The following is a 1,228-nucleotide window of genomic DNA, read 5'->3' on the forward strand; positions in this document are numbered from 1 at the left end:
CCCCATGAACCTTTACTATAGCTTCGCACTGGCATCAGGATTGCGATGTGCAGGATAGGTGGTAGGCTTTGAAGCAGTGACGCCAGTCGCTGTGGAGCCATCCTTGAGATACCACCCTTCGCACTCTTGATGTCTAACCGCGGCCCGTTATCCGGGTCCGGGACCCTGCGTGGTGGGTAGTTTGACTGGGGCGGTCGCCTCCCAAACAGTAACGGAGGCGCGCGAAGGTTGGCTCAGAGCGGTCGGAAATCGCTCGTTGAGTGCAATGGCAGAAGCCAGCCTGACTGCGAGACTGACAAGTCGAGCAGAGTCGAAAGACGGCCATAGTGATCCGGTGGTCCCGAGTGGAAGGGCCATCGCTCAACGGATAAAAGGTACTCTGGGGATAACAGGCTGATGGTGCCCAAGAGTCCATATCGACGGCACCGTTTGGCACCTCGATGTCGGCTCATCTCATCCTGGGGCTGAAGCAGGTCCCAAGGGTATGGCTGTTCGCCATTTAAAGAGGTACGTGAGCTGGGTTTAGAACGTCGTGAGACAGTTCGGTCCCTATCTGCCGTGGGTGTAGGATACTTGAGAGGAGTTGCCCCTAGTACGAGAGGACCGGGGTGAACGATCCACTGGTGGACCAGTTGTCGTGCCAACGGCAGTGCTGGGTAGCTATGATCGGAAAGGATAACCGCTGAAGGCATCTAAGCGGGAAGCCCCCCTCAAAACAAGGTATCCCTGAGGACCGTGGTAGACCACCACGTCGATAGGCCGGAGGTGTAAGCGCAGCAATGTGCTCAGCTGACCGGTACTAATGGTCCGATAGGCTTGATTTGATCCAGTAGAAGCAAGGTCGAAAGACCGACTGGACCAGAAGTCACACACACAACACGACCTGGACAATCCTGATGTTCGCACCCCCGCCCGAAAGGGCCGCGGGGTGTTCCTTTCTCGGTTTGGTGGTCATAGCACGAGCAAAACACCTGGCTCCATTCCGAACCCAGCCGTTAAGTGCCGTAGCGCTGATGGTACTGCGTCTTAAGACGTGGGAGAGTAAGTCACCGCCAAACCTAGCAAGGAACACCCGATCTCTCGACGATGATCAAACAAAGAAATTGGCGCGGGATGGAGCAGCCCGGTAGCTCGTCAGGCTCATAACCTGAAGGTCGTAGGTTCAAATCCTACTCCCGCAACCAAACACAAGCCGCAAAAACGCCGCCCAAAAAGGGCGGCGTTTTGC

1 tRNA gene and 2 rRNA genes (1 of these 3 cut by a window edge) are annotated in these 1,228 nt (G+C 56.3%); all 3 read left to right on the forward strand.

The features are described from left to right. Positions 1 to 824, forward strand: a 23S ribosomal RNA gene (locus OG2516_RS12445) (it extends 2,007 nt beyond the left edge of the window). A gap of 119 nt (positions 825 to 943) precedes the next feature. Beyond that, positions 944 to 1,058, forward strand: a 5S ribosomal RNA gene (gene rrf / locus OG2516_RS12450). 49 nt (positions 1,059 to 1,107) lie between these two features. Beyond that, positions 1,108 to 1,184: transfer RNA gene (locus OG2516_RS12455), tRNA-Met, on the forward strand. Positions 1,185 to 1,228 lie beyond the last annotated feature (44 nt).

The sequence above is a fragment of the Oceanicola granulosus HTCC2516 genome (assembly GCF_000153305.1).
Taxonomy (GTDB): domain Bacteria; phylum Pseudomonadota; class Alphaproteobacteria; order Rhodobacterales; family Rhodobacteraceae; genus Oceanicola; species Oceanicola granulosus.